Origin of the sequence: Bradyrhizobium sp. CCGE-LA001, from assembly GCF_000296215.2 — a bacterium.
Taxonomy (GTDB): domain Bacteria; phylum Pseudomonadota; class Alphaproteobacteria; order Rhizobiales; family Xanthobacteraceae; genus Bradyrhizobium.
Map to the genome: position 1 here is coordinate 3,146,287 of NZ_CP013949.1, position 17,234 is coordinate 3,163,520.

Below are 17,234 nucleotides of genomic sequence, written 5' to 3' on the forward strand. Positions count from 1 at the left end.
CAGGATTGGCGTAGGCTAGAGATCAGAGATGGCCGGGGAGTTGCGCATGTTCAGGAAATTATCGATCGTCGCCTTTGCTGCCGCGCTGGTCGCGGCGCCTCTGCCGGTGCTGGCGCAGAGCAAGAAGGACAGCGTCGTGATGGCGATGGCGCTGGAGCCGCCGGGGCTCGATCCGACCAATGCCGCCGCTGCCGCGATCGCCGAGGTCACGCTCTACAACATCTACGAGACGCTGACCAAGATCAACGAGGATGGCTCGGTCTCGCCGCTGCTGGCCGAGAGCTGGACCGCCTCGCCCGATTTGAAGACCTACACGTTCAAGCTGCGCAAGGGCGTCAAATTCCACAATGGCGAAGCGTTCAACTCAGCCGCGGTGAAGTTCTCGTTCGAGCGTAACGCCGCGCCGACCAGCACCAACAAGGACAAGAGCCTGTATCAGGCCTTCGAGAAGGTCGAGGCGCCCGACGCTGACACCATCGTGATCACGATGAAATATGGCGAGCCGAACCTGCCGTTCCTGCTCGGGCAGGCGGGCGGCTCGATCGTCGAGCCGAAGAGCGCGGCGACGAACATCACGCAGCCGGTCGGCACCGGGCCTTATCTGCTCGGCGCCTGGGCCAAGGGCTCGTCGATCACGCTGACCAAATGGGCCGACTACCGCAACGCCGCCGCGATCAAGCTTGCGAAGGTGACAATCCGCTTCATCTCCGACCCGGCAGCACAGACCGCCGCGCTACTCTCCGGTGACGTCGATGCGTTCCCGCGCGTCTCGGCCCAGCGCACCATCGCGCAGTTCAAGGCCGATCCGCGCTTCAACGTCCAGGTCGGCGGCTCCCGCGCCAAGACCATCGTTGCGATCAACCATCGCAAGAAGCCGCTGGACGACGTCCGTGTCCGCCGCGCCATCCTTGCCGCTATCGACCGCAAGGCGATGATCGACGGCGCCGTCGACGGGTTCGGCACGCCGATCGGCAGCTTCTACGTGCCGGGCGCGCTCGGCTATGTCGACACCACCGGCATCAACCCCTACGATCCCGAGAAGGCCAAGAAGCTGCTTGCGGAGGCCGGCGTCACCACGCCGCTCGAATTGTCGCTGAAGCTGCCGCCGCCGTCCTATGCGCGGCAGGGCGGCGAGATCGCCGCGGCCCAGCTCGCCAAGGTCGGCATCGTCGCCAAGATCGAGAACGTCGAATGGGCGCAGTGGCTCTCGCAAGTGTTCGCCGGCAATGGTCCGCACAACTTCGACCTCACCATCATCAGCCATGTCGAGCCGTTCGATCTCGTCAAGATCACCGAGCCGGACTACTATCTCGGCTACAACAACGCGGCGTTCAACGCACTCTACAAGGAGATCGTGTCGACGCCTGACGAGGCCGCCCGCGCCAAGCTGCTCGGCGACGCCCAGCGCATGCTCGCGACCGACGCCGTCTCTGCCTACCTCTATCAGCCGCAGCTCATCACCATCACCAACAAGAAGCTGAAGGGCGTCTGGAAGGACGTGCCGCAATACGAGAACGATTTCTCGACCTGGTACTGGGAGTAGGGACGCGGCGGTTGCTGTGTCCTCTCCGCTCGCGGAGAGGGCAGCTCCAAAACAGAAGTGAAAAAACAACCCCATGCACAGTAGGCGGAGCTAGTCATTTCAATGGCTTGCGCAGGGCGCGCTTTGGGCTTGCGCGGCACGCGCTTGTGGGCTCGCGTGGCGGAGCCGAAGCGTTGACCCGTCGGGCAAAACACTGGCAGGATAGCATCATCGCGGCTTCATCGTCCGGGACGCCGTCAGGCGAGGCACGCCATGGAGAGGCCATCCCGCCGCGATGCTGACATCGCAGCGGCGAGCGCCGAGGCGCCGATCATCCTGAAACTCGATAATGCAGCGATGAGCGACATTGCTCAGGCGCTCCCCAGTGGGCAGGTCGATGCAGCGGCGTTGCCCAAGGCCTATGTCGCGCGCATTGAGGCCTATGATCGCGGCGGGCCGGCGCTCAAGTAAGAAAGGGGACTGAAAGTGCGAGGTGACTTCGTCGTATTTCCCATGTTCCTTGGGACGGTGATCTTCGCGATTATTTCTCTTTGGGTGAACATCAAGTTGGCAAGAGCGAGGGTTGAACGATGGGATTCCAATTCAACGGCTCGATTTGTGATGTCCGTTGGAAACTTTGGAGACAAGCAGGTCGCCATGTGGCGGCAGGTGGGCGGCTATAGTGAGTCGGAGGCATATACGATTATCGGCTATCAGCTCCTGAGTTTGTTGGGCATGCTACTCGGTTTCCTTGTGAGCGTAGTACTCGGCATGTTCATGACCGCCTGACCGTCTATTGGTGCGTGGCGGACCTTTGCTCGGAGGACTGCTGCACAATTTCACGCTGGCGTTCGAACACCTCAGCTAACTCATGGATCGACGCGTCAATATCGGCAATCATAAATCTGCTTTGGCGAAGATACATCAAACGCATAAGACGAGACATTTCGAGGTGCTCGATAATGCCAGGCGTCAGAATGACCACTTAAAGTCTTTGCGGACGACGTTGCTCCTACATCTGTCACAAAGCAAGATATCACGTCAGTCCACCGCACCAGCGTTGGCGAGACCCGATGATAGATAAAGCCCTCTGAAGACAGCGTTAGCTCTGGAAGCCCTTTTGCGCAAAAGCGAATTGCGAGCGAGCTTGGGAGGAGAACGAACACGCCTGCAGTGGCGCTAAACATGTAAATTGCGCGCAGACCGACACTATGTGAGCTTGAAACAGCGGCAAGGCCGAGGACACACGTGAGACCGAGAAGAACAACAAATCTGAAGGCAAATGCAAAGAAGCCCTGCGATCGAATCGACACAGGACCTTTTGCTAGATCAGCCATGAGCCCTGAAGTCACGTCGTTCATGAGGAGATCCTCACGGCTTTGCATCGCTGCCGCGCAGTCCGCCGAATTGTCAGCTTTGCCCCAAGCGGACTTATCGCCCTCGAACAAGGCCCCGCTTCGCTTTCGTCTGCCGAGCCGCACGCTAGCTGTTTCTGATTTCAGCGGCGGTCGCCACGCTGGCTGATTCCAAGCGTTTGCTTCACAGCTATGGCGCCAAGGATCGCAAACAGGCCAAGCCCCATAAGCCCGACGCCGACAGCAGCCCCGAAGCCTAACCTAGTGGACACATCACGCAATTGCAGTGCCCCGTACACGATTAGCCCGCCCGCACAGGCAAGCAGCCATAACAGCTTCAACAATTTCCTCGCCTGAACACTCCCGAGCCAATCACGCCGAATATTGATCACCAAATAAATGTGCTGCTTGTGGTCACATCTCGATGGAGACGGTGTGGACGATCGCTAGCTTTCCTCGATACAAGTTGGCGTAAGCTATAAATGATACGCCCTGATGGGCTAGGTGGGCGCACCGAAGATAATGAGCGCAGTTGCTGACATGCACCTTACAGATCACGGTTTGGACCTGAGTCACGAACCGAGCAATCAGCCTTGGTTGATTTGGGCGGCTTCAACATCTTTGCGATCAAGAACGCGGGCCGTGTCGCGGTCCGCGAACACCCGCATTCCCATGAAGTTCTCGTCTGGCCTAAGCGGATATTCGCCGACACGCTGTCCGCTTGGGTCGGAATGCGGACTTCGCCCGAAGCTGAACGCAGCCGCGCCGCAGGGACATCGAACGTTTGGAGCCTTCATGCGTTAATCCTCGGATGGCGGCCGGATGCACCCGTGAAGCCGCCGCCACGGAGTTCTTTTCTTGCTCAAACTGTACAGATGGCCGTCGGGCGACTGGCGGAACATCGGCGCGGAGATGCCCTCAGAGATCATCTGGGCCGATCTCCTGAATGCGACCGACGAGGAGAAGCAATTCGTCGAGCGGCTGCTTGGCATCCGCGTTCCCTCCGAAGAGTCCCTCAGCGAGATCGAGGCGTCGAGCCGTCTGATCCACGATCGCGGTACGCTCTACCTCAGCTCGCCGGCGGTGCGGTTGACGGAGGACAGCGAGGCCGAGATCACGCCGGTGGGATTCGTGATCGGCTCTCATGTGCTGGTCACGGTGCGGTTTGCCGAGCTGCCGATTTTCGACGAGATCGGCAAGCGCATCGGCTCCGATGACAGCCTGGAGAACGGCATGTGCGTGTTCACCAGCCTGCTCGAAGCCATGATCGACCGTGGCGCCGACGTGCTGGAGCATCTCGGTGCCAGGGTCGATACGCTCTCGCGGGGTGTCTTTAGGGGCGGGCTCGTCCGCACCCAGCGTCCGGTCCGTTCCAGCCGCAGGATGCGTGAGGCGCTGGAGAACATCGGCGAGCTCGCCGATCGATTGGCCAAGGCGCGCGATGTCCTGCTCGGGGTCGGCCGCGTCGCCTCGTTTGCCGGCGATGTCGGGAGCGAGTGGATCACGGCCGGGTCGAAGACGCGCCTTCATGCCGTGTCGAAGGACGTGGCGTCGCTCAGCGATTACGAGACGCGCCTGTCCGACAAGATCCAGCTGTTGCTCGATGCGGTGCTCGGCTTCATCAACATCCAGCAGAACGAGCTGTTCAAGATCCTGACGATCGTCTCCGTGGTCGGCGTGCCGCCCACGATTCTGGTCGGCTTCTGGGGCATGAATTTCAAGCACATGCCCGAGCTGGACTGGACGTTCGGCTATCCGCTGGCTGGGCTCGCGATCATTGCCAGCGGCGTGCTGCCGCTGATCTGGTTCAAGCGGCGCGGCTGGTTCGACTGAGAGGCGGCTTCGTAGGGTGGGTTAGGCTCGCGGCTGCGCGAAGCGCATCCGCGAGACGTAACCCACCATCTCTTTTTGCGCGGTGACCGGAGCGGTGGGTTACGCCTTGCCGACTGCGCTTTGCGCAGCCGCAAGGCTAACCCACCCTACGCATTGTCGCTGCTCGTCAGATCATGCGGCCTTGGCATCGACGCTGCCGATCCAGTCGCGGGCCAGCGTTACGTCGGCTTGCGACAATTGGTGGCCCGCCGGCAGGACCCTGTGGGTCACGCGCGCGCCCGCTTGCGAGAGCAGGGCCGCAAGTTGCGCCGAGTTGCTGGCCGGCACGATCGGGTCGCCTTGCCCGGACAACAGCAGGATCGGCTTGCCCGCAAGGTTCGCCTTGGGCGGAACCGACAACGGCACCATGGCGCGCAGCAGGATTGCGCCGGCAAGCACGTCCGGCTCCAGCAGCAACAGCGCCGCGGCGATGTTGGCGCCGTTGGAGAAACCGACCGCTACGGGCGCGGCGATGCGATAGCGCTGCCGCGACTCGTCGACGAACTCGCCGAGCTCGCGCGCGCGGCGGCGGACGTCGTCCTCGTCGAACACGCCTTCGGTGAGACGGCGGAAGAAGCGCGGCATGCCGTGCTCCAGCACGCGGCCGCGCGGCGAGAGCAGGGCGGAGCCGGGCGAGATCATCCGGCCGAGCCCGAGCAGGTCGTTCTCGTCGCCGCCCGTGCCGTGCAGCAGCAGGAGTGGAGGAGAGCCCGCGGTGGTCGCGGGCTCGAAGCGATGGATGAATGCAGTTTCGGTCATGACGCGGTCTCTTCCAGGTTCGGCAGAACGCCCTCGATCTGCTTGCGATGCTGTTCGAGGAAAACAGGCAGCTTCAGGTCGCGGCCGAGGCTCGCGACGGGCTCGTCGACCGCGAAGCCGGGGATGTCGGTTGCGATCTCAAACAGCACGCCACCCGGCTCACGGAAGTAGATGGAGCGGAAGTAGTTGCGGTCGCGCTGCTCGGTCGGGTGCAGGCCGTGATGGCTCACGAGCTTTTGCGCCATCTGGCCCTGCTCGGCATCATCAGCCGCACGGAAGGCGATGTGATGCACCGAGCCGCCGCCCTGATGCCCGCGCAAAAAGCCCTTGGCCTCGTAGATGTCGACGACGCTGCCTTGGGCATCGCCCGGCGCCTTGAAGCGGATCACCGAGCCCTCGCGTCCGGTCTCCCTAAAGCCGAACACGTCGGTGAGGACAGAAGCCGTCTTCGCGGCACTGTCCAGCAGCAGCGTCACGCCGTGGAAGCCGCGGATCGCATGCTCGGCCGGCACGTCGCCATTGCTCCAGCCGGGCTCGTTCTCGGCACCGGGAATGCCGACCAGCGCGAGCGCCATGCCGTCGGGATCGGTGAACGGCAGCACGGACTCGCCAAAGCGCTTCTCCAGAGCCTCGTAACGAATGCCCTTCTCGGTGAACCGCTGCGTCCAATAGCCGAGCGAGCGCTGCGGCACGCGGAAGGCAGTCTGATGGGTCTCGCCGACGCCGCGGCGACCGGCCGAAACGCCAGCCCAGGGGAAGAAGGTCAGGATGGTGCCCGGGCGCCCGGTCTCGTCGCCGTAATAGAAGTGATAGGTGCCGGGATCGTCGAAATTGACCGTCTTCTTGACGAAGCGCAGGCCGAGATCGCGGGTGTAAAAGCCGAAATTGCGGATGGGATCACCGGCGATCGCGGTGACATGGTGCAGTCCAGACATTGTCGTCCTCCAGATTCGGGGAGCGGTCTTGCTCTGGCAGGAAATATCGTTCCGCTTTGGATTGGAGACAATCCATGCAAATATGACGGCTATGTCTACGATTTGGAAACAATCGCCGAGGCCGGCCGTTGGATAAGGTCGCCAGCCTCCGCGCCTTCGTGAAGGTGGTCGAAAGCGGCAGCTTCGCCGAGGCCGGCCGGCAGCTGCGGCTGTCGCGCTCGGCGATCAGCAAATACATCGCCGACCTCGAGGAGAGCCTTGGCGTCCAGCTCCTGAACCGGACCACCCGGCACGCCAGCCCGACCGAGAACGGCCAGCGCTATTTCGAGCGCGCGGTGGTGATCCTCTCGGAGATTGAGGCGGCCGACCAGGCCGTGACACAGGCCCAGTCGGCGCCGCGCGGACTGCTCCGCGTCAACGCGCCGATGTCGTTCGGCACGATGCGGCTCGGGCCGGTGCTCGCCGATTTCATGGCGCGTTACCCGGAGCTCCAGCTCCAGATCGTGCTCAGCGACGATCTGCTCGATCCCGTCCAGGACGGCTTCGACGTGACCTTGCGGATCGCGGAGCTCGAATCCTCCAGCCTGATCGCGCGAAAAATCATGCCGGTGGCGCGCATGATCTGTGCCTCGCCGGATTATCTCGCGCGTCACGGCACGCCAAGGCACCCGCAGGATCTGCGCGAGCACGCCTCGCTGACCTACGGCTTCCTGCTCACCGGCAACCAGTGGAAGCTCACAGGCAGCGACGGCGATCACTGGATCCAGCCGGCCTGGTCGCTCTGCGTGAACAATGCGGAGGTGTTGCGCGACGTCGCGATCAAGGGCCGGGGGCTGGCGCTGCTGCCCGAGTTCATCGCGGCCGATGCGTTGAGAAGGGGGGAGCTGCGCGCCGTTCTGAACGACTATTCTGCGCCGCCGCTTTCGCTTTATGCGGTCTATCCGCCGACGCGGCATCTTTCATTGAAGGTGCGGCTGTTCATCGATTTTCTCGTCGAACGTTTCAGCCGCGAGGACGAGGCGGCCTCAGGCCGGCCGAAATGATCCGCGCGGAAGAGTCGGGCTGAGATCTGTCGGCTCCGATCCTGCTTCACGCACCGCCTGAGCAATGAAGTTACGGACGATCTTCGAGGTCTCGCCACGCCGAAACGCCAGAGTCAAGCGCACGATTGGAGAGTCCCCTTTGACCTCACGATAGGTGACGCCGGTGACGTGAAGCTGGCGCATCGACGCCGGTACCAGCGAAAAGCCAAGCTCAGCTGCCACCAGGCTGACGACAGAGCTGATCTGAGGCGCGGACTGCCCGAGGGTCGGCTCGAAGCCCGCCCGCCGACAGGCCCCGATGACGGTGTCAACCCACGCCGATCCGCGCGGCGTCAGAATGAGCGGATTTCCCTTCAGCCTGATGAGATCGATTTCAGTCGACTTCGCCTCCGGATGGCTTGCGGGCAATACGACGAGCATCGGCTCGCTGGAGAGACGCCGAAACTGCAGATCGTCCTCGCCCTCATTGGGGCGTAGGAACACCGCGTCCAGCTCGCCTTCCCGAAGGCCCGCAATGAGGCGGAATGTACTCGCCTCCTCCAGCGTCAGATGCACATCGGGATAAGCCCGGCGAAACGATCGGATCGTCGAGGTGACAACGGGATTAAATGGGGCCGAGTTGGTAAAGCCCACTCGGAGCGATCCGATTTGACCCCGCGCAGCCCTTTGAGCGGCTCGAATGGCGCGCTCCGCCTGCATAGGAATGACCTGCACGTTCTCCAGAAAGGCCCGTCCTGCCTCGGTCAGTTCGGCACCCTGGGGAATGCGATGGAAGAGCGCAGCCCCGACTTCGGCCTCAAGATCCTTGATCTGCTGGCTCAGCGGCGGCTGCCCGATTCCAACCCGTGCAGCGGCGCGTGTGAAATTTCTCTCCTCGGCAACGGCGAGGAAATAGCGGATGTGGCGTAGTTCCATGCCAGTGCCAAAAGCTATCGAGATCGCTCTTCCTATATATTTGACTGCACGTCGACGGAAATCAAATATCCCTTATGTGGAGCGTGATTGACCTGGACGATCGAAATTGGACCAGAACCTGAATGTCATCCTGAAAGGCAAGTCCATCCCTGAGCCGACGGTCAGGACCAAAGAACCAAGTTTTCCGCTTGCCGCAACTTCGCTGTCGGCGACACCCGAATCTGATCGATCACCCATTCCTTCGCGACGCCGGCGCGCCCTGCTGTTCCTCCTCGCCGTTGCAGTGGCTGTCTTGGCCTGGTGGATATCGGGTTATCTGTTCGCCTACACGGACGACGCATACGTCACGTCCGATGTGCTGTCGATCACGCCGGAAGTCACGGGTCCGATCGCAGCGGTTCTTGTGAAGGACAACGAATGGGTGAAGCGAGGAACACTCCTTTTTACCATCGATCCAGTTCCGCTCAGATTGGCTGTCGAGCAAGCGCGCGCGGAGGAGGCGCGAACTGAGGCTCAGCTGCCGGTCGACCGCGCACAGTTGCAGGTTCTGCAGGCGCAGAAGGAAGCGGCGGGTGCTGCCGAGAGGCTCGCCGCGGCAAATCTGCGCCGTGACACGCCGCTTGCACAGTCCGGTACGATCTCCGTCCAGGCCCTCGACACGACGCGTACCGCCGAGGAGCAAAGCGCGGCCCAGCAACACGGCGCCGAAGCTGCCTTGCAGAAGGCGAACGAGATGCTCAACCTGGACAAGGCTGCCGTTTCATCGGCCCACGCTGCACGACTTCTCGCCGAATGGCGCCTGGATCGCACCAAAGTTGTGGCGCCCGTCGATGGTTACGTGACGCATCTTGCCATTCAAACCGGCGACATGGTTTCTACGAGCCAAGCAGCGGTTGCGATCGTGGATGGAAACGCCTGGCGCGTTGTTGCAAACTACAAGGAATATTATCTACGGCACCTGCATCCCGGCGGCACCGCCTGGATCTGGCTCGACAGCAATCCCTGGCATCTCTACCGCGCGCGCATCCAGGGTGTTGCGCACGGCATCAGTCGCCAGCGAGGGAGCGAGACGCTCGTCCCTTACGTATCTCCAACGGTGAACTGGATCCGCCTGCAACGACGGATTCCAGTTCGATTCACGCTGCTCGAATCTCCTGGGAGCGACCAGCTCTTCATGGGCGTCGACGCTCGCGTCCTGGTCATCTACTGATTGGAAGAATCTTGACGATGCCGCTCCTGATATCGGCCCTGCGACCCATACCGCGAGCCCTGGTGCGTGAGCTCAAATCGCTCGAGCTTCGCGGCCCGCGTGCCAGAGAGGCAGCTAAACGCGTGCTGTCGGTGTTGGTCGCTGTCGCAACGTCATCCGTTCTCAACCTTGATGATCTCTCCTGGGCGGCGTTCAGCGGCTACATGGTGATGCGTGGCAGCGTCGCCGAGACGTTCGAGCGGGGACTTATGCGCATCGTGGGCACCGCTGGTGGAGCACTGCTGGGACTCCTGCTGGCGCCCGGGACCGCGAATGACCCTTTGCTGTTGATGGTTTTCCTCTTCATTGTGTCATGGATCGGCATCTTTCAGTCGCTGACGACCAACTACGGTTACGCATGGCTATTCTTTGGCCTTACGGCCGGGATGGTAACCACCGAGGCGCTTGCCTCGCCAGACGCTGTCGTGCATTTCGCAGCCACGCGGGTGGCGGAGATTGCGGTTGGAACGTGCATAAGCCTTTTCGTTGCAAGCCTGTATTCGGATAGGGCAGGCCGTGGGGAACAACATGCTCATGACGTGCTCTGGTACGCACGCCTGCATGATATTTTGAATGAGAACTGGCTGCGAGAGCATTGGCTGCTGCTCGAGCACTGTACACGCGCGGCGCTGGCCGTCGCCTTGCTGCCCCTCATCTGGCGGTGGTTCGGCATTGAGGATTTCTCACAAACTGCGATCACATCGTACGTCATCATGATCGTCCCATCGACGGCGGTGGGGAATCGCCGATACGCTACGATCTACGAGAGGATAGCCCACAGGGCGCTTGGATGCCTGCTTGGTAGCGCGGTCGCTCTTGTCTCTATTGGCCTGTTCGGCACGGGATTGCCGGTAACTGTGCTCACCCTCGCTGTTGGCGTGTGGGTCGGGTACCAAATTCAGACCGGACGGGAGATCAACTATCTCGGAACGCAGTTCACGCTCGGGCTTCTCGTCACCCTTGTTCAGGGGCCGGCTCCGATCACAGATATTACCCCCGGGCTAGAGCGTTTTGTTGGCATCGCGATCGGCTCCGCCATGCTGTGTATGACGACCTGCGTTTGGCCTTTGGTTCAAGACAAGTAGCGGCGTCTCAGACAGAAGCCAACCGCCTTGTTCCCATGTCGGCCGCCCCTTCGTCGTATGTCCTATCCAGCGGCTGGACTCGCGCATGCGATCCTCGATCACGCTGATCGATGAGGGACACGGTCTAGCCGACCGAGCGCTGCTCGGCTGGCAGAAGCAGGTCGTCTAGCGCTCTCATCGATGCCTGCCGACGTGCGGCGAGTTCGCGGGCGGCACTCTGGCACTCGGTGGGGGACATCGAATCCTCAGCCAGTTCCACTTCGCGGCACCGCTCGAACAGGCCCCGGTTAGATACGATTATACCGCAGCGGAAACTTGAACTTTCTTTCCGTGGCTTGGGACTCATATTCGCGTCCCGATTGCGCGCCTCAGGACAGAGAGAATTCAGCCGCTGTCGGGCGTTGCCGAGGGCCTCTCTTCCGTGCCACCGCGAAGAGCCTGGCACGATGAGTAGCCCGCACTTCTCGACTTGGTTTCAACAAGCGCAGGAGGAAGCTATGCGGAAGTCTCTCACCTTTTTCCTTTCTGGCGTGGCATTGGCCGTCGCGGCGTCAACCGCCGTGGCCGGTGAGCGAGTGCTCGAGTTCAAGCTGGTCACGAAGCCACTTGACCTCAAGGTTATAGAGGCCGCAAACGTCGAAGGACAGACGGTCGTGTCCGGGAAATTCTTCGGAGTGGCCGTCTTCAGCGACGGCCGTATCGGCGTGAAAGAGTTCGTCAATAGTTCGGACCTGCTCAAAGGGTCTGGCCCCTTCTTCGGCTATAGCACTTACACGTTCGAGGAAGGCTCGATTACGGCGCGCTACACCGGATCGGCCAAGGACGGCAAATCGACGGGCGAATACACGATCCTGTCGGGCACTGGTGCCTATGCGAACGCAACGGGCACCGGCACAATCGAAAGCGCGCCGAATCCGTTCAAGGGCGTCAACCTGCTAAACATAAAGCTGGTCGTTAAAACTTCGGGCTCGTGACAGCGAATGCTGACAGGTCCCGCACGAAGCTAGTCGATCCCTTGGGAAGCGCGTCGGCTCGGCCGGAAACGCATTGCCGGCCGGGCGACCTGCTGAAGAATGGGCTGGCGTCGTGGGATTGATCTTTCGCTCGGCCAGCTGGACGCTTGAGAGCTGCGCGGATCGTGCCAGCTGCCTGTGATCGCCGGTCGCGGACGCCCTGGTGGATGTCGTCGATCAGCCTTGCGCTTGTCTCGTCCAGCAGATGGTGGAGCTTGTCGATTTGCGCGGCGCCGAGCAACTCGCGCTGGTCGTCGAGAAAGGACTGGTCGATCAATGCGAGTGGCCCGAGACTATTGCGCTACTGCTCAGGGACTTACCCGGTCGCCCCAATGGCCTTGATCGTAGGCCTGCAGAATGCGGACAAAATCGGCCATGCTGGATTGATCTCGGTGTTCGGCCATCGCCGCAGCCCGAGGATCGGATGCAGGCTGGTTCCCTTGCCAAAACCGCGCGAGGAGATCGGCGATGTTTCTCATGGCGTACTCTCCAGCCAAGTGTGACAGTAGAACAAGTACCGGAGCGGCGTCGCGCCGTTCGACGAGAGGCAGGCCGGCGGGCGTTACGCCGCCGACTTGTCCTGCAACTGCCGGCTCGTGGGCCCGGTTCCGTTGCTTTTCACTGTGCGTTCATAGGTAGCATGGAGCTTTGGCCGTCGCCATTGTGCGCGGGTATGACGTGACCATACCGACGTAGGGTCAGCTCCGCGAGCGCTGCTCGGCCGGCTGCAGCAGATCGTCAAGCGCGTGCATCGACGCTTCCCGCAGCGCGGCGAGTTCGCGAGCGGCACACAGGCATTCGCCAGGGGCCATCGCGGCCGCCGCCAGCTCGACATCGCGGCTGCGCTCGAACAGGCGGACGAGGCCGAGCGCACTCGCCGCGCTGCCGAGCTGGTGCGCGGATCGTGCGAGCTGCGTGTGATCGCCGGTCGCTGCCGCCCTGGTGATGTCGTCGATCAGCCTTGCGCTTGTCTCGCCCAGCAGATGGTGGAGCTTGTCGATTTGCGCAGCGCCAAGCAACCCGCGCTGGTCGTCGAGAAAGGACTGGTCGATCAATTCGTCCGCGGCGAGTGGCGTCGCTGCTGGCTCGGCCTGGCGCTCATCCTCGATCGCCTCCCGCAGCGCATTGATCAGGATCGGCTTGCTCACGACCTTGCCGATCCCTGCGCCGGCGAGCCGCTCGCGCGCATTGGTGGACACGTCGGCGGTCACGGCGATGATGCGCGGCATCCTGGCAAGACCGAGCTTGCGGATCTTTGATGCCGCCTCCACGCCGTCCATATCGGGCATGTGCAGGTCCATCAGGATGACGTCGAACACCTGGTCGCTGGCGAGCTCGATCGCGGACGTGCCGTTCCTCGCGATCGTGGCACGATGGCCGAGCCGGGTCAGAATGGCCTCGCCGACCTCGCAATTGACGGGGTCGTCGTCGACCAAGAGCACGCGGAGCGGCCGCGACGGCGAGGCAGGCGCACCTTGCGCGCCGCTCGCCGCCAGAACAAGCGGCACTTCAAGGGTGAACGTGCTTCCTGCGCCCGGCGCGCTCTCGACCGTCAGCTCGCCGCGCATCAGGCGGGTGAGGCGGCGCGCGATCGCGAGACCCAGGCCGGTGCCGCCGAAGCGACGTGCGATGCTGTCGTCGGCCTGGACGAAATCCTCGAAGATCCGCTCGTGCAGGTCGGGCGCAATGCCGATGCCGGTGTCGCGAACGCTGATGCGCAGCAGGACGTGATCGTCGTGCCGCTCGGCCGCCGCGCTCAAGGCGATCCCGCCGCTGGGGGTGAACTTGATCGCGTTGCCGATCAGGTTCAGCAGGATGCGGTTGAGCCTGACGGGATCGCCGTGCACGGCGGTGTTGACCGCGGCATCGCAGGTGAGATCGAAGGCCAGACCCTTGCCGATGGCCTGCGGACGCAGCAGATCGGCCGTGGCCTCGATGAGCTGGTCGAGCCGGAAGTCGCGCGTCTCCAGCATTTCGGTGCTGGCCTCCAGGCGGGCATATTCCAGCACCGCATCGACCAGCGCGATCAGGGTCTCGCCCGATGCGGCCGCGGTGGCGAGATGGCGCCGTTGGATCTCGTCGAGGCCGCCGTCATTCAGCAATTGCAGCATGCCCATCACGCCGTTCAGCGGCGTGCGCAGCTCGTGGCTGACGACGGCGAGGAAGCGCGACTTGGTCTCGTTGGCCGCCACGGCCGCGCTGCGCGCGCGCTCGGCGGCGTCGTGCTCGGCCAGCGCATGATCGCGCGCCTTCTCGAGCTCGGAGGTCCGCTCGACCACCTTGCGCTCGAGCGTGGCGTAGGACTCGCGCAGATGCGCGGCCATGCGATTGAACTGGTCGCCGAGCGCCTCCAGTTCGTCACCGGTCTTGATCGCGAGCCGCTGGCCGAGATCGCCGCTGCCGATCCGGCGCGCGCCTTGCGTCAGGATCTGGATCGGCACGGTCATGCGCCGGCTGAGAAAGAGCGAAACCAGCACCGCACCGGCGAGCAGGATGACGAGGAGGAACGTCGAGCGGGCGACCGATGCATAGATCGGCGCATAGGCTTCGGTGAGCGGCAGCTCGACGAACACCAGCCAGCCGAGCGAGGGGACGGTCGCGTAGGTCGACAGCACGCGCTGGCCGGACAGATCCTCCTTGACCAGGCCGCCGGACGGCGGCCCGACGCCGTCGAGCGCGGCGCGCACGTCCGCATGGCTGGAGAGATCGCTCCGCTGCAGCGCCCGCCACAGATCGGGATGCGCGATCAACACGCCCATGCGGTCGACCACATAGGCCTTGCCGGTGTTGCCGACCCTGATCCCGGTGACGAGGTCCCAGATGAAGCGCAGATTGACCTCGGCGACGATCACATCCGGAGCGCGGCCGTTGCCGCGCGTGGCGAGCGTCATGAACGGCTCGGTGTCGCCGAAGAAGTAGACGGGGCCGTAATAGGCGCGGCTTTCATTGGCGCCGCGGAAGGCGGACGAAGCGGAGAGGTCGGCGTTGCTGCCGATCCTGTCGGCGACGCGGCGCGAGACGCGCACCTGCTCGCGGCCTTGCGCGTCGAGCTGAGCGATCTCCGCGATCGCGGGCGAGAGGCGCAGGAGGCGGATCGCGTTCAGCCGCTCGTCCTCGTTGGTCGACAGCTCAGGGGGAAGGCGCGCGAGCCATCTGATCTGGTTTTCGATCTGGCCGATGAACTGGCCGATCTGAATGGCCGCGCTTGCGGCCTGCTCGCGCTGGGTCGCCGCCAGCAGCTGCTTCTGCTCGCGATAGGAGAACCAGACGTCGAAACCGGTGTTGATGGCGAGCGCGGCAAAGGCGAGGGCGACGATCGAGTAGAGATATTTCCTGAACAGCCGGCCCGGAGGCGTGCGCAGATGTCCCTGGTCGGCCGTCTCGCTCACTCGCGGATCTCGTCGGCGCGTGCGAGCAGCGGGAAGGGGATCGTCAGTCCCAGCGCGCGGGCGACCGTGCGGTTGATCAAGAGCTCGTATTTCCGCGGCGATTGCACCGGTAGGTCGCCGGCCTTGGTGCCGCGCAGGATGAGATCGACATAATCGGCGGAGCGCACTTCGAGTGTCGGCCCGTAGCTCATCAGCCCGCCGACATCCATGAAATAGTGGAACGGGTAGATCGTGGGCACGCGGTATTTGTCGGCTGCCGCGACGACCGCCTTACGGTGGACCACGAGGAAGCTGTCCACCAGCGCCACCATCGCGGCCTTGGGCGGTTCGGAGAAGCGCCTGACGGCGTCGTCGATCTCCGCGGGCGCGTTGACCGGCGCAGGGATCGCGGACACGCCGGATGCGGCGGCTTCCTGCTCGATCGATTCGAGAAAGAAGCGCCCGCCGCGCGGCGTGGTCGCGGGGTTGAACAGGATGCCGACCCGCGCGACGTCGGGCACGGCCTCACGGATCAGCTGAAGCCATTTGCCGCCCATCTCGGCGGTGCTGTTGGTGAAGCCGGTGACGTTGCCGCCGGGATGGGCGAGGCTTTGGACGAAGCCGTTGCCGACGGGATCGTTGGCGGTGGCGAACACGATCGGGATGGTCTTGGTGGCGGCAAGGACGGCTGCGGTTTCGACGGTCGAGCCGGTCAGGATGACGTCCGGCTTGAGGTCGAGCAGCTCCTGGATCGCCGCCTTCAGCCGCTCCGGCGGGCCAAAGGTCGAACGGAGCTCGAGGCGGAAATTGACGCCTTCGACCCAGCCTCGCTGCCGCAAGCCGACGATGAGGCCGCCCAGGCGCGAGGTCGCGCTGTCGATCATGCTTCGCCTGGTCAGCTCGTCGTCGAGCGGCAATGCCGTCAGCGAGCCGACGATGCGCATGCGATCGTCCGTTGCGCCGAGCGCGATCCATCCTGCGGCCGCTGCGCCCGCAAGGCGAAGGACATCGCGGCGGGCAACCGCCGGCACAGTGTGGGCAGGAGCGGGCCGCTCGATCATGAAATGCTTCGCAAACTTTCCCCAGTCGGTTGCATAACGCGAAAGGCTGGTGACCACAATTGATCAAAAAATGCGCTTGTGAATGTTCATTCGCAGCGTTTGGCAGCCCGATACCGTATGGCTTTGCTGCCAGAGAGTCGCTGTTTCGAGCTTTGTCTTCTCCGTGACGCTTAGTAACGCCTTGTGGCGCTGCAACAAATTCCGTCCGGGTGCGAGACTGTTCGGAGAAGCCGATTTCGATGCCGCTGATTTTTGAAGCGTTCTTTCAAGTTGTTTCGAAGGTTTTCGATGCGCAAAATCTATCTCGTTCCGGCCCTCGTCGGCCTGCTCACCTCCGTTGCAGTCGGGCCGGTCGCGGCCCAGGGCGCCGTGCCCAAGCAGAAAGCCGCACCGGCCCCCAAAGCCGCTCCTGCCGGGACACCGGTTGCCGCCGGTGCGACGTCGGCGGCCGCAACCGAAAACCCAGCGGCTGAGGACAAGATCAAGGCGATCGACGGCTTCCGCTCCGCCAAGTTCGGTATGAACGAGGCCGACGTCCGCGCCGCGATGGCCAAGGACTTCAACCCGAAGCCCGACGCGATCAAGATCCAGGACAACGCGTCCGAGCTGACGCGAAGCCTGCTGCTCTCCGCGCCGGAGCTGCTGCCGAACGGCGGCACGGCCGAGCTCTCCTACGTGTTCGGCTACAAGTCGAAGTCGCTGATCCAGGTCGGCGCGGTCTGGTCGAAGGGGGCCGATACGGCGATGACGCCGGAGAAACTGTTCTCCAACGCCAACATCCTGCGCGCCCATTTCATGGGCGAGGGCTTCAAGCCCGACTCCATCGCGGTCAACATGCCCGTCGCCGGCGGCATCGTGATGTTCCGCGGCAGCGACGCCAAGGATCGCTCGGTGATCCTGCTGCTGCAGGGCACGTTCGAGACAAAGGAAAACAACCGGGTGCTGACGCCGACCAGCCTGCTGCTGTTCTACGTCGCCGACGCCAAGAGCCCCGACATCTTCAAGCTTCCGCCCGGCCAGTTCTGATGCCGGACGATCGCGACATTCTCCCACCCGG

18 protein-coding genes are annotated in these 17,234 nt (G+C 63.2%); 9 read left to right on the forward strand and 9 right to left on the reverse strand.

From position 1 onward, the window contains the following. Nucleotides 1–46: 46 nt before the first annotated feature. The 3 genes from BCCGELA001_RS14600 to BCCGELA001_RS14610 all read left to right on the forward strand — a co-directional run bounded on the left by BCCGELA001_RS14600 (nt 47) and on the right by BCCGELA001_RS14610 (nt 2,311). On the forward strand, nt 47–1,543 hold the full coding sequence (locus BCCGELA001_RS14600; protein WP_060737655.1) for an ABC transporter substrate-binding protein: 1,497 nt from the start codon (nt 47–49) through the stop codon (nt 1,541–1,543). A gap of 252 nt (nt 1,544–1,795) precedes the next feature. Continuing rightward, nucleotides 1,796–1,993, forward strand: a complete 198-nt coding sequence (locus tag BCCGELA001_RS14605) for a hypothetical protein (protein WP_008554267.1) — start codon at nt 1,796–1,798, stop codon at nt 1,991–1,993. A 15-nt stretch (nt 1,994–2,008) separates the two neighbouring features. Beyond that, nucleotides 2,009–2,311, forward strand: a complete 303-nt coding sequence (locus BCCGELA001_RS14610; protein WP_144441307.1) for a hypothetical protein — start codon at nt 2,009–2,011, stop codon at nt 2,309–2,311. A gap of 95 nt (nt 2,312–2,406) precedes the next feature. Here the strand turns inward: BCCGELA001_RS14610 and BCCGELA001_RS37055 are convergent, their stop codons facing one another. Both BCCGELA001_RS37055 and BCCGELA001_RS37060 read right to left on the reverse strand, forming a co-directional pair. Beyond that, nucleotides 2,407–2,883 carry a hypothetical protein gene (locus BCCGELA001_RS37055; RefSeq protein WP_144441308.1) on the reverse strand — a complete coding sequence of 159 codons (477 nt, stop codon included), beginning with the start codon at nt 2,881–2,883 and terminating at the stop codon, nt 2,407–2,409. Between the two features lie 581 nt (nt 2,884–3,464). Then, nucleotides 3,465–3,674: a hypothetical protein gene (locus tag BCCGELA001_RS37060; RefSeq protein WP_144441309.1), complete on the reverse strand. Its 210-nt coding sequence runs from the start codon at nt 3,672–3,674 to the stop codon at nt 3,465–3,467. A 61-nt stretch (nt 3,675–3,735) separates the two neighbouring features. On the opposite strand from BCCGELA001_RS37060, the gene BCCGELA001_RS14625 reads away from it, so the two are divergent. Beyond that, the gene (locus BCCGELA001_RS14625; RefSeq protein WP_060735627.1) at nt 3,736–4,710 is read left to right on the forward strand and encodes a magnesium transporter CorA family protein; all 975 of its coding nucleotides are present in this window, start codon (nt 3,736–3,738) and stop codon (nt 4,708–4,710) included. A gap of 171 nt (nt 4,711–4,881) precedes the next feature. On the opposite strand, the gene BCCGELA001_RS14630 is transcribed toward BCCGELA001_RS14625, so the two are convergent. Both BCCGELA001_RS14630 and BCCGELA001_RS14635 read right to left on the reverse strand, forming a co-directional pair. Next, entirely contained in the window at nt 4,882–5,508 is a 627-nt protein-coding gene (locus BCCGELA001_RS14630; protein ID WP_060735628.1) for an alpha/beta hydrolase, read from the reverse strand. Beyond that, on the reverse strand, nt 5,505–6,443 hold the full coding sequence (locus BCCGELA001_RS14635; protein WP_008554286.1) for a ring-cleaving dioxygenase: 939 nt from the start codon (nt 6,441–6,443) through the stop codon (nt 5,505–5,507). Before BCCGELA001_RS14635 ends, BCCGELA001_RS14630 begins: the two co-directional genes overlap by 4 nt. A gap of 128 nt (nt 6,444–6,571) precedes the next feature. Here BCCGELA001_RS14635 and BCCGELA001_RS14640 point away from each other — a divergent pair, with 128 nt between their 5' ends. Then, nucleotides 6,572–7,486, forward strand: coding sequence for a LysR family transcriptional regulator (locus tag BCCGELA001_RS14640; RefSeq protein WP_008554288.1), 915 nt, complete (start codon nt 6,572–6,574; stop codon nt 7,484–7,486). On the opposite strand, the gene BCCGELA001_RS14645 is transcribed toward BCCGELA001_RS14640, so the two are convergent. Then, nucleotides 7,469–8,401: a LysR family transcriptional regulator gene (locus BCCGELA001_RS14645; protein ID WP_008554289.1), complete on the reverse strand. Its 933-nt coding sequence runs from the start codon at nt 8,399–8,401 to the stop codon at nt 7,469–7,471. The two genes, BCCGELA001_RS14640 and BCCGELA001_RS14645, sit on opposite strands and share 18 nt — an antisense overlap. A 106-nt stretch (nt 8,402–8,507) precedes the next feature. Between BCCGELA001_RS14645 and BCCGELA001_RS14650 the strand changes: the two genes are divergently transcribed. From BCCGELA001_RS14650 to BCCGELA001_RS14660, 3 genes are all read left to right on the forward strand, one after another. Next, a complete protein-coding gene (locus BCCGELA001_RS14650) occupies nt 8,508–9,611 on the forward strand; it encodes an HlyD family secretion protein (RefSeq protein WP_060735629.1) in 1,104 nt (367 codons plus the stop codon). A gap of 62 nt (nt 9,612–9,673) precedes the next feature. Beyond that, nucleotides 9,674–10,735: an FUSC family protein gene (locus BCCGELA001_RS14655; protein WP_158511621.1), complete on the forward strand. Its 1,062-nt coding sequence runs from the start codon at nt 9,674–9,676 to the stop codon at nt 10,733–10,735. Nucleotides 10,736–11,232: 497 nt separating this feature from the next. Then, on the forward strand, nt 11,233–11,709 hold the full coding sequence (locus tag BCCGELA001_RS14660) for a hypothetical protein (protein WP_060735631.1): 477 nt from the start codon (nt 11,233–11,235) through the stop codon (nt 11,707–11,709). On the opposite strand, the gene BCCGELA001_RS14665 is transcribed toward BCCGELA001_RS14660, so the two are convergent. The 4 genes from BCCGELA001_RS14665 to BCCGELA001_RS14675 all read right to left on the reverse strand — a co-directional run bounded on the left by BCCGELA001_RS14665 (nt 11,690) and on the right by BCCGELA001_RS14675 (nt 16,177). After that, nucleotides 11,690–12,025, reverse strand: coding sequence for a hypothetical protein (locus BCCGELA001_RS14665; RefSeq protein WP_008554308.1), 336 nt, complete (start codon nt 12,023–12,025; stop codon nt 11,690–11,692). The two genes, BCCGELA001_RS14660 and BCCGELA001_RS14665, sit on opposite strands and share 20 nt — an antisense overlap. Nucleotides 12,026–12,056: 31 nt before the next feature. Then, on the reverse strand, nt 12,057–12,227 hold the full coding sequence (locus BCCGELA001_RS38325) for a hypothetical protein (RefSeq protein WP_193409776.1): 171 nt from the start codon (nt 12,225–12,227) through the stop codon (nt 12,057–12,059). A 219-nt stretch (nt 12,228–12,446) separates the two neighbouring features. Continuing rightward, nucleotides 12,447–15,137, reverse strand: a complete 2,691-nt coding sequence (locus BCCGELA001_RS14670; RefSeq protein ID WP_008554311.1) for a hybrid sensor histidine kinase/response regulator — start codon at nt 15,135–15,137, stop codon at nt 12,447–12,449. Continuing rightward, complete coding sequence (locus BCCGELA001_RS14675; protein WP_060737656.1) at nt 15,134–16,177, reverse strand: ABC transporter substrate-binding protein; 1,044 nt, start codon at nt 16,175–16,177, stop codon at nt 15,134–15,136. The genes BCCGELA001_RS14670 and BCCGELA001_RS14675 overlap by 4 nt, the downstream gene beginning before the upstream one ends. Before the next feature lie 288 nt (nt 16,178–16,465). On the opposite strand from BCCGELA001_RS14675, the gene BCCGELA001_RS14680 reads away from it, so the two are divergent. Further along, nucleotides 16,466–17,203, forward strand: coding sequence for a hypothetical protein (locus BCCGELA001_RS14680; protein ID WP_008554322.1), 738 nt, complete (start codon nt 16,466–16,468; stop codon nt 17,201–17,203). Nucleotides 17,204–17,234: the final 31 nt, after the last annotated feature.

Excerpts from the sequence above, each read along its gene's own strand:
- BCCGELA001_RS14600 (WP_060737655.1), top strand. The coding sequence starts at position 47 with ATGTTCAGGAAATTATCGATCGTCGCCTTTGCTGCCGCGCTGGTCGCG.
- BCCGELA001_RS14605 (WP_008554267.1), top strand. The coding sequence starts at position 1,796 with ATGGAGAGGCCATCCCGCCGCGATGCTGACATCGCAGCGGCGAGCGCC.
- BCCGELA001_RS37055 (WP_144441308.1), bottom strand. The coding sequence starts at position 2,883 with ATGAACGACGTGACTTCAGGGCTCATGGCTGATCTAGCAAAAGGTCCT.
- BCCGELA001_RS37060 (WP_144441309.1), bottom strand. The coding sequence starts at position 3,674 with ATGAAGGCTCCAAACGTTCGATGTCCCTGCGGCGCGGCTGCGTTCAGC.
- BCCGELA001_RS14630 (WP_060735628.1), bottom strand. The coding sequence starts at position 5,508 with ATGACCGAAACTGCATTCATCCATCGCTTCGAGCCCGCGACCACCGCG.
- BCCGELA001_RS14635 (WP_008554286.1), bottom strand. The coding sequence starts at position 6,443 with ATGTCTGGACTGCACCATGTCACCGCGATCGCCGGTGATCCCATCCGC.
- BCCGELA001_RS14645 (WP_008554289.1), bottom strand. The coding sequence starts at position 8,401 with ATGGAACTACGCCACATCCGCTATTTCCTCGCCGTTGCCGAGGAGAGA.
- BCCGELA001_RS14660 (WP_060735631.1), top strand. The coding sequence starts at position 11,233 with ATGCGGAAGTCTCTCACCTTTTTCCTTTCTGGCGTGGCATTGGCCGTC.
- BCCGELA001_RS38325 (WP_193409776.1), bottom strand. The coding sequence starts at position 12,227 with ATGAGAAACATCGCCGATCTCCTCGCGCGGTTTTGGCAAGGGAACCAG.
- BCCGELA001_RS14675 (WP_060737656.1), bottom strand. The coding sequence starts at position 16,177 with ATGATCGAGCGGCCCGCTCCTGCCCACACTGTGCCGGCGGTTGCCCGC.
- BCCGELA001_RS14680 (WP_008554322.1), top strand. The coding sequence starts at position 16,466 with ATGCGCAAAATCTATCTCGTTCCGGCCCTCGTCGGCCTGCTCACCTCC.